Genomic DNA, 8,905 nt, shown 5'->3' with positions numbered 1-8,905 from the left:
CACCGCCAACGCCCGGTTGAGCCCCGGCATCCGGCCCTTGTCGTCGGCGAGCCCGGCCTGCTGGCCGATGCCGATGACGGTGCCGATGGCGTCGAAGAACCCGGCGAGGACGAGCGTGAAGACGATGACGCCGACGGAGATGACCCCGATATCCCCGATACCCCGGAACGACACGTCGCCGAGCAGCCCGAAGTCGGGCGAGCTGACGAGCGACCCCGTCAGCTCCGGCGCGTTCCGCCCGCCCCAGTCCTGCTTCGTCAGCCCGGCGAACTGGTGCACGAGCGCGGCCAGTACGGTGCCGCCGACGATCCCGATCAGGATCGCGCCCGGCACCCTGCGCACCTGTAGCGCGAAGATCAGCAGCACGGTCACCGAGAAGCAGAGCACCGGCCAGCCGGTGAGCTGGTCCGCGGTGCCCAGCTGGATCGGCTTGGCCCCGGGCACCCCGCCGGGCCCCGGCATCGAGGTCACGAAGCCCGCCTGCACCAGCCCGATCAGACAGACGAACAGCCCGATGCCCATGGTGATGGCGTGCTTCAGCGCCATCGGGAGCGCGTTCATGATCAGTTCACGGAGCCCGGTGACGACGAGGAGGATGATGATCCCCCCGTAGATCAGGCACATCGCCCAGGCGTTGCCCCAGGTCATCTCGGGGACGACCTGGAAGGACACGACGGCTGACACGCTCAGGCCCGCCGCCAGCGCCAGGGGCGCCTTGCCGACGACGCCCATCACCAGGGTGGTCGCCGCAGCGGCGAACGCGGTGGCCGTCGTGACCTGCCCGCCGTCCAGCCGGTGCCCGTCCACGTCGGGCACCGAGAGGATGACGGGGTTGAGCAGGACGATATACGCCATCGCCATGAAGGTGGTGACGCCGCCGCGCACCTCGCGGCCGTAGCTGGAGCCGCGTGCGGAGATGTGGAAGTAGCGGTCGAGCCAGGAGCGCCGGGGGCGCTCCCGCAGTGTGAGGGGTGGTGCCTTGGTCTGGGTCATGTGTGGTGGCTCCCAAGGGTCCTGGGGGGTTGGGGAACACACGACCCGGGGGACGGCCCGAGCCGCCGGTGTGGGGTAGGGGATCACCTCCATCTCCTGCTTTCCGCTCCCGGCATCGGGGCTGGCCCCGCTCGCGCGCTAGTGCCGTGACCGGAAAGGTTCACCGCCTCGCGCCGCCCGGCACGGCGCCTCGCGGCGTTGCCGGATCACGCGAGTACGCCCAGTACGAGCCGCGATCCGGCGCCTTGCGAGGCTCCCCCAGCTACCGCTGGGAGGTGCCCCCTGCACCGGACGACGCGAGACGGCAAACCTTTCCGGCCACGGCACTAGACGTCCACGATGTGCTCCGGGCGCACCGGGACCCGTGGGAGCTCACGTCCCGTCGCCGCGCGGATCGCGGCGAGCACGGCGGGCGTCGACGACAGGGTCGGCGCCTCGCCCGCGCCCCGGAGCCCGTACGGGGCGTGCTCGTCCGCCAGCTCCAGCACATCCACCGGAATCGTCGGCGTGTCCAGGATCGTGGGGATCAGATAGTCCGTGAACGACGGGTTCCGCACCCTCCCGGAGGGGTCCACCAGGATCTCCTCCATCACCGCGAGCCCCAGCCCCTGCGTCGTGCCGCCCTGGATCTGGCCGACGACGGCGTCGGGGTTCACGGCCTTGCCGACGTCCTGCGCGCAGGCCAGCTCGACCACCTTGACGAGCCCCAGCTCGATGTCGACCTCGACCACGGCGCGGTGCGCCGCGAAAGAGTACTGGACGTGGCCGAACCCCTGACCCGTCGTCAGATCGAACGGCTCCGTCGGCCGGTGCCGCCACTCGCCGACCGCCTCCACCGGCTCGTCGCCCAGCACCTCCACCAGCGAGGCCAGCACCTCGCCGCCGGACGTCACGACCTTGCCGCCCTCCAGCAGCAGCTCGGCGGAGGTCCACGCGGGGTGGTGGGCGCCGAAGCGGGCCCGGCCGCGCTCCAGGACCTCCTCCCGGACCAGCCCGCACACGTGCCGGACCGCGCCGCCGGTGACGTACGTCTGGCGCGAGGCGGAGGTCGAACCGGCAGAGCCGACGCGCGTGTCGGCCGGGTGGACCGTGACATGGCCGACCCCCAGCTCCGTACGGACGATCTGCTGATGGACCGTCACCCCGCCCTGGCCGACCTCCGCTGCGGCCGTGTGCACCAGGGCGACCGGCTCGCCCCCGGCGGCCTCCAGCCGCACGCGCGCCGTGGAGTAGTCGTCGAAGCCCTCGGAGAAGCCGACGTTCTTGATGCCGACGGCGTAGCCGACGCCGCGCACCACGCCCTCGCCGCGGGTGGTGTTGGACAGCCCGCCGGGCAGCGCCCGTACGTCGACCGCGCCCCGGCCCCCTTCCGCCGCCGCCTCCCACTGCCGCTCCGGCGGCAGCGGCAGCGCCTTGACCCGCCGCAGGATCTCCGCGACGGGGGCCGGGGAGTCGACCACCTGCCCGGTGGGCATCACCGCGCCCTGCGCCATCGCGTTGCGCTGCCGCAGCTCCACCGGGTCCATGCCCAGCCGGTCCGCCAGCTTGTCCAGCTGCGCCTCGTACGCGAAGCACGCCTGCACCGCGCCGAAGCCGCGCATGGCGCCGCAGGGCGGGTTGTTCGTGTAGAGCGCGAGGGCCTCGATGTCGACGTCGTCCACCACGTACGGGCCGACGCTCAGCGAGGCGGCGTTGCCGACGACCGCGGGGGAAGCGGAGGCGTAGGCGCCGCCGTCCAGGACGATACGGCAGCGCACATGGGTGAGCCTGCCGTCCCGCGTCGCGCCGTGCTCGTACCGCAGGGTGGCCGGGTGGCGGTGCACATGGCCGAAGAAGGACTCGAACCGGTTGTAGACCATCTTCACCGGTTTGCCCGTGCGCAGCGCGAGCAGGCAGGCGTGGATCTGCATGGACAGGTCCTCGCGCCCGCCGAACGCGCCGCCGACCCCGGCGAGCGTCATCCGCACCTTCTCCTCGGGCAGTCCGAGGACGGGTGCGATCTGCTTCCGGTCGGAGTGCAGCCACTGGGTGGCGATGTAGAGGTCGACGCCGCCGTCCTCGGCGGGCACGGCGAGCCCGGACTCGGGGCCGAGGAACGCCTGGTCCTGCATGCCGACCTGGTACGTGCCCGTGACGACCACGTCGGCGCGGCGGGCCGCGGCGTCCGCGTCGCCGCGCACGACGGGCTGGCGGTGGACGATGTTGGGGTGCGGTACGTGTGCGGCGTGATCGTCCTCGCGGCCCGCGTGCAGCAGCGGCGCGTCCTCGGCCAGGGCGTTGTCCTCGTCGTGCACGACGGGCAGCTCGCGGTACTCGACGCGGATCTTCGCGGCGGCCCGCCGCGCCGTCTCCGGGTGGTCGGCGGCGACCAGCGCCACCGGCTCGCCGTGGTACCGCACCCGGCCGTGTGCGAGGGCCGGGGTGTCCTTGATCTCCAGGCCGTAGTTCTTCCGCTCGGCCGGGAGGTCGTCGTAGGTCAGCACGGTGTGCACGCCCGCCTGCGCGAGCGCCTCGCCGATGTCGACGGAGACGATCTCGGCGTGCGCGTACGGGCTGCGCAGGGTGCAGCCCCACAGCATGTCCTCGTGCCACAGGTCGGAGGAGTACGCGAACTCCCCGGTGACCTTGAGGGTGCCGTCGGGGCGGCGGGCCGAGGCGCCGACGCCGTCGGGGGTCCCGGTGCGCGCGCCGACGGCCGTCGCGCCCGCCGTACCCGTACCCGTACGCGCACCCGCACCCGCACCCGTGGCGGCCGTCGTGTCAGCTGTACCGGCCATGTCAGCTCACCTCCTCCGGCGCCGCCGCCCGGCCCGCGGCCAGCCGGACGGCGTCCAGGATCTTCTCGTACCCGGTGCAGCGGCACAGGTTGCCGGAGAGCGCCTCGCGGATGTCGGCGTCGGACGGCGCGGGGTTGCGCTCGATCAGCTCGTCGGCCGCGACGACCAGCCCCGGGGTGCAGAAGCCGCACTGGACGGCGCCCGCGTCGAGGAACGCCTGCTGGACGGTGCCCACCTCGCGGGGCGCGGTCCCGGCGCGCGCGGCCTCGTACCCGGCCAGGCCCTCGACGGTGACCACGTCGCGGCCCTCGGCCTGCCCGGCGGCCACCAGGCAGGCGCAGACCGGCTCGCCGTCCAGCCGGACCGTGCAGGAGCCGCACTCGCCCTGTTCGCAGGCGTTCTTGGAGCCCGGCAGCCCGAGCCGCTCGCGCAGCACGTAGAGCAGGGACTCGCCCTCCCACACGTCGTCGGCCTCGTGCCGCCGTCCGTTGACGGTGAATGTCACGCGCACCGGGTGCTCCTCTCCTCGCCGCGGTAGCTCTCCCAGGTCCAGCCGAGGGTGCGGCGGGCCATGACGCCGACGGCGCGGCGGCGGTAGGCGGCGCTGCCGCGTACGTCGTCGATCGGGTCGCAGGCCGCGGCGCACAGCTCGGCGAACCGCCGGGCAGCGGACGGCGGCAGCGGGCGTCCGCTGTCCCAGTGGCCGCCCTCCTCCAGCGCCACGGTCAGGAAGTCCTCGGCGGCGCGGGCCCGCAGCGGGGTGGGCGCGGCCGAGCCGATGCCGGTGCGCACGGTCCGCCGCGCCGGGTGCAGCGCGAGGGAGAACGCGCAGACGGCGATGACCATCGCGTTGCGGGTGCCGACCTTCGAGAACTGCTGGGGGCCGTCGGCGCGGGCGATGTGGATGTACTTGATCAGCTCGTCGTCGGCGAGCGCGTTGCGCTTGACGCCGGTGTAGAAGTCCTCCACGGGGATGCGCCGGGCCCCGCGCACCGACTCCGCCTCGACCTCGGCACCCGCGGCGAGCAGCGCGGGGTGCGCGTCGCCCGCGGGGGAGGCGGCGCCGAGGTTGCCGCCGACGCTGCCGCGGTTGCGGATCTGCGGCGAGCCGACGGTGTGCGAGGCCAGGGCGAGGCCCGGCAGCTCGGGGGCGAGCCGTTCGATGATCTTCGTGTACGGTACGGAGGCGCCGAGCCGGACGGTCGCCGAGCCGACCTCCCACTCGTGCAGCTCGGGCACGCGGCCCAGGTCCATCAGATGCGTGGGGCGGCAGTGGTCGAAGTTGATCTCGACCATCACATCGGTGCCGCCCGCGATCGGCACCGCCGAGGGGTGCTCCGCCTTCGCGGCGAGCGCCTCCTGCCAGGTGCGCGGGCGCAGGAACTCCATGCTGTCTCTTCTCGTGGGGCGGTGGGGGGCCGGAGCCCTTCTGGCGGCTGAGGGGTGCCGCTCAGTACACAGACACGTACCCCGCACCGGGCAGTCACTGAAGCCATGAAGGGTTTGGCTGGCCGGACGCCGGGTCTTGTAGATTCGAACGAAGGACGGGTACGGCGACAGCACGCCGTAACGCGACGGAAAGAACGCGACGGAAAGAAACGGCGGCGACGACGCGATGCGGCTGCGCGCACTCCTGGAGAACGAAGCGCTGGGCCTGCGCCTCCTCGGCGGCGAGGAGGAGCTGGACCGCACGGTGCGCGGGGTGATGACGACCGACCTGCGGGACCCGAGCCGCTATCTGTCCGGCGGCGAGCTGGTGCTGACCGGGCTGGCCTGGTGGCGCGGCCCGGAGGACTCGGAGCCGTTCGTCCGGCTGCTGGCCGCCGCCGGGGTCGCCGGGCTGGCGGCGGGCGAGGCCGAGCTGGGCCCGGTGCCCGGCGACCTGGTGGCGGCCTGCGCCCGGCACCGGCTGCCGCTGTTCTCGGTGACCGAGGCGGTGGCGTTCGCGACGATCACCGAGCACGTGGTGCGCCAGGTGTCCACGGAGCGCGCGGGGGACCTGGCGGCCGTGGTCGACCGGCACCGCCGGCTGATGTCCACCGGCCCCGGCGGGGGCGGCCCGGACGCCGTCCTGGACCTGCTCGGCTCGGACCTGGACCTGCCCGCCTGGGTCCTCTCCCCCACCGGGCGCCAGGTGGCGGGCCCCGGCGAGGCGCCCGCGCTGCCGCCCGCGCTGGGCGCGCGGCTGGCCGGCGAGCACCTGGCGGCGCTGCGCGGCGGGTGGCGCCCGCCGTACCGGGTGGCCGCCGACGGCACCACGTACTCCCTCTTCCCGGTGCGCGGCAACGGCGCCGCCGACCCGCGCGAGACGCTGCTGGCCGACTGGCTGCTGGCGGTCGCCGCCGACGCCGGGGACTGGCCCGCCGAGCGGGTGGACCTGCTGCAGGGCGTCACCCAGCTCATCGCCGTCGAGCGGGACCGCCGCGACGCGGCCCGTACGGTGCGCCGCAGACTCGCCCGGGAGGTGCTGGAGCTGGTCCAGTCGGGCGCCCCGCCCGCCGAGATCGCCGCCCGGCTGCGGGTCGCGGCCCCCGTGCTGCTGCCGGGCCTGGGCACGGCGCCGCACTGGCAGGTGGTGGTGGCCCGGATGGAGTGGGAGCGCCACCCCCCGGCGCCCTCCGCCGCGCGGGGTTCCGCCGCGCAGGGCTTGGACGGCGGGCCGGACGGGCCGCATGGGCCGGAGGACGGCGGACCGGCCCAGTCGCTGCTGGAGGAGCTGCTGGTCGACCCGCGCGTGACCGGCTTCGACGGCTCGGACCACCTCGCGGTCGCCCAGCTCGGCGACGAGGCGGTGGCCCTGGTCCCGCTCCCGGCGCACGAGCCGGAGGAGGACGCCGGGACGGAAGGGAAGCCCGAGCGGGGCTCCGCACCGGATTCCGGGCCGGGATCCGGGCGGGGTGACGGCACCGCCCGGCTCGGGCTGGACGCGGAGTCCCTGCTCGCGGCCGTCCGCACCCCGCTGGAGCGGGGGCTCGCGGACGACGGCCGGCTGACGCTCGGGCTCAGCGCCGCCGTGCACTCGGCCGAGGGGCTGCGCGGCGCCCTGGAGGAGGCCCGGCACGCGCGCCGGGTCGCCGCGGCGCGCGCCGGGACGGTCAGCGCGGCCGGTCACCATGAGCTGGCCTCCCACGTCCTGCTGCTGCCCTTCGTACCGGACGACGTGCGGCGCGCGTTCACGGCCCGGCTGCTGGATCCGCTGCGCGAGTACGACAGCAAACACCGCGCCGAGCTGGTGCCGACCCTGGAGGCGTTCCTGTCGGCCGACGGCTCCTGGACGCGCTGCGCCGCCCGCCTCCATCTGCACGTCAACACGCTGCGGTACCGGGTGGGCCGCATCGAGCAGCTCACCGGCCGCGACCTGTCCCGGCTGGAGGACAAGCTCGACTTCTTCCTGGCCCTGCGGATGCGGTGACCCCACGTGCGGAGGTAGAGCTGGCTCTACCCCGAGTCGGCATCTGCCGGGAATGATCGGGGCCCCTCCCGTCCGGTTCGCTGGGACCTGTGACCGCACCGCGCAAACAGGCCCTGCTCTACACCGTGTTCGCCGCGTTCGCCGTGGCAACGGCACTCGTGACCCACCTGACGCCGCACCGCGTCTGGGGCGGCACGGCCGCCGCCGCGTACGCCCTCGGCGCGGCCCTCACCCTGGCGGCGCCGAGCCTGCCGCGCACGTACCTCGCACGCGGCGTCGCCGCGGGGTCCGCGCTGCTGCCGCTGGCGGTGCTGACGGCGGCCGGCAGCGCCCAGGAAGAGGTGTCCGTGGTGCACCGCGCGGGCGCCCGGCTGCTGGCGTACGGCACGCCGTACCTCTCCCCCGACCAGCTGACGGACCAGCCCTACACGGCGTACAACCCGTATCTGCCCGGCATGGCGCTGTTCGGGGTGCCGCGCGAACTGCTCCACGTGGACGCCCGCGCGCTGTTCGCGCTGACCTTCGCTGCGGCGTTCGCGCTGAGCCTGCGCCCCCATCTGCGCCTGCCCTCGCGCCGCTTCGCGCTGCTGCTCGGGTCGCCGCTGGTGGCGCTGCCGGTGGCGGTCGGCGGGGACGACCTGCCCGTGATCGGGCTGAGCTGCCTGGGGCTCGGGCTCGCCGCCCGGGACCGGGCAGGGCGCGCCGGGCTCGCGCTCGCTGTCGCGGCCACGCTCAAGGCGACCGCCTGGCCCGCGCTCGCCGTCGGGCTGGTGCTGTCGGCCGCCCGGGGCGGACGCCGGGCGGCATCGCGCTTCGGGGCGCACGCCGCGCCCGTGCTGGCCGCCGGGGTCCTGCTGCCCGCGCTCCGCGACCCGGGCGGCTTCACCGCCAACACCGTCCGCTACCCCCTGGGGCTGGCCGGCGCCGCCTCGTCCGCCGACGCGCCGCTGCCGGGCACGCTGCTCGCCGGGCTCGGCCCGGCCGGGCACGCGGCGGCGGCAGCGCTGCTGCTCAGCGCGGCGCTCGCGGTCGGCGGCTCGCTGCTCCTGCGGCCGCCCCGGGACGGGCGCGCCGCCGGACTCCGGCTCGCGCTGGGCCTGTTCGCCGCGTCGGCGCTGATGCCCGCGTCCCGCTTCGGCTATCTCGTCTACCCCGCCGTCCTGGTCCTGTGGGCCCTCTGGAGGAACGACCATGCCCCGCAGCAGCCCCCGCAGCCGCCGCAGCCCCCGCACGCTGATCGTCACGAACGACTTCCCGCCGCGCCGGGGCGGGATCGAGACCTTCGTGTACGAGATGGCGCGCCGGTTCCCGCCGGGTGAGGCCCTCGTCTACACCTCGGCCGGGGGCGCCGGAGCGGACGCCTTCGACGCGGCCCAGCCGTATCCCGTCGTCCGGGACCGCGCACGGACCCTGCTGCCCACCCCGCGCACCGCCGCCACGGCGCGCGCGCTCGCGCGTCGCTACGGCTGCGACCGGGTGTGGTTCGGCGCAGCCGCGCCCCTCGGACTGCTCGCCGGGCCGCTCGGGCTGCCGTCCGTCGCCACCACACACGGCCACGAGACCTGGTGGGCGGCGCTCCCCGGCACCCGCCGCCTGCTGCGCCGGATCGGGCGGCAGAGCGACACCGTCACCTACCTCACGGCGCACAGCCGCTCCCGCGTGGCCGGCGCGCTGGGCCCGGACGCGGCCTCCCGGATGGCGCGGCTGGCCCCCGGCGTCGACC

7 protein-coding genes are annotated in these 8,905 nt (G+C 75.2%); 3 read left to right on the top strand and 4 right to left on the bottom strand.

Annotation, left to right across the window (positions count from 1 at the left end):
* From G5C65_RS24990 to G5C65_RS24975, 4 genes are all read right to left on the bottom strand, one after another.
* Positions 1–993, bottom strand: a 993-nt coding sequence (locus G5C65_RS24990; protein WP_165301180.1) for an NCS2 family permease, incomplete at its 3' end; no start/stop codon positions are given.
* 326 nt (positions 994–1,319) lie between these two features.
* Positions 1,320–3,770, bottom strand: coding sequence for a xanthine dehydrogenase subunit D (gene pucD / locus G5C65_RS24985; RefSeq protein ID WP_165301179.1), 2,451 nt, complete (start codon positions 3,768–3,770; stop codon positions 1,320–1,322).
* A gap of 1 nt (position 3,771) precedes the next feature.
* Positions 3,772–4,281: a 2Fe-2S iron-sulfur cluster-binding protein gene (locus G5C65_RS24980; RefSeq protein ID WP_165301178.1), complete on the bottom strand. Its 510-nt coding sequence runs from the start codon at positions 4,279–4,281 to the stop codon at positions 3,772–3,774.
* The gene (locus G5C65_RS24975) at positions 4,272–5,159 is read right to left on the bottom strand and encodes an FAD binding domain-containing protein (RefSeq protein ID WP_165301177.1); all 888 of its coding nucleotides are present in this window, start codon (positions 5,157–5,159) and stop codon (positions 4,272–4,274) included. The genes G5C65_RS24980 and G5C65_RS24975 overlap by 10 nt, the downstream gene beginning before the upstream one ends.
* A 226-nt stretch (positions 5,160–5,385) precedes the next feature.
* Between G5C65_RS24975 and G5C65_RS24970 the strand changes: the two genes are divergently transcribed.
* The 3 genes from G5C65_RS24970 to G5C65_RS24960 form a co-directional block, all read left to right on the top strand.
* Positions 5,386–7,182 carry a PucR family transcriptional regulator gene (locus tag G5C65_RS24970; protein ID WP_165301176.1) on the top strand — a complete coding sequence of 599 codons (1,797 nt, stop codon included), beginning with the start codon at positions 5,386–5,388 and terminating at the stop codon, positions 7,180–7,182.
* Between the two features lie 89 nt (positions 7,183–7,271).
* Complete coding sequence (locus G5C65_RS39535) at positions 7,272–8,501, top strand: glycosyltransferase 87 family protein (RefSeq protein WP_165301175.1); 1,230 nt, start codon at positions 7,272–7,274, stop codon at positions 8,499–8,501.
* Positions 8,476–8,905, top strand: a 430-nt coding sequence (locus tag G5C65_RS24960; protein WP_241266031.1) for a glycosyltransferase, incomplete at its 3' end; no start/stop codon positions are given. The genes G5C65_RS39535 and G5C65_RS24960, both read left to right, overlap by 26 nt.

It is taken from the genome of Streptomyces boncukensis (assembly GCF_011045075.1).
Classification (GTDB): domain Bacteria; phylum Actinomycetota; class Actinomycetes; order Streptomycetales; family Streptomycetaceae; genus Streptomyces; species Streptomyces boncukensis.
The sequence above is the reverse complement of the archived record's forward strand: the minus strand, read 5'-3'. Positions and strand labels throughout refer to the sequence as shown.

Bases quoted from the DNA above. Each gene is read 5' to 3' on its own strand.
- pucD (WP_165301179.1), bottom strand. From the start codon at position 3,770: ATGGCCGGTACAGCTGACACGACGGCCGCCACGGGTGCGGGTGCGGGT.
- G5C65_RS24975 (WP_165301177.1), bottom strand. From the start codon at position 5,159: ATGGAGTTCCTGCGCCCGCGCACCTGGCAGGAGGCGCTCGCCGCGAAG.
- G5C65_RS24970 (WP_165301176.1), top strand. From the start codon at position 5,386: ATGCGGCTGCGCGCACTCCTGGAGAACGAAGCGCTGGGCCTGCGCCTC.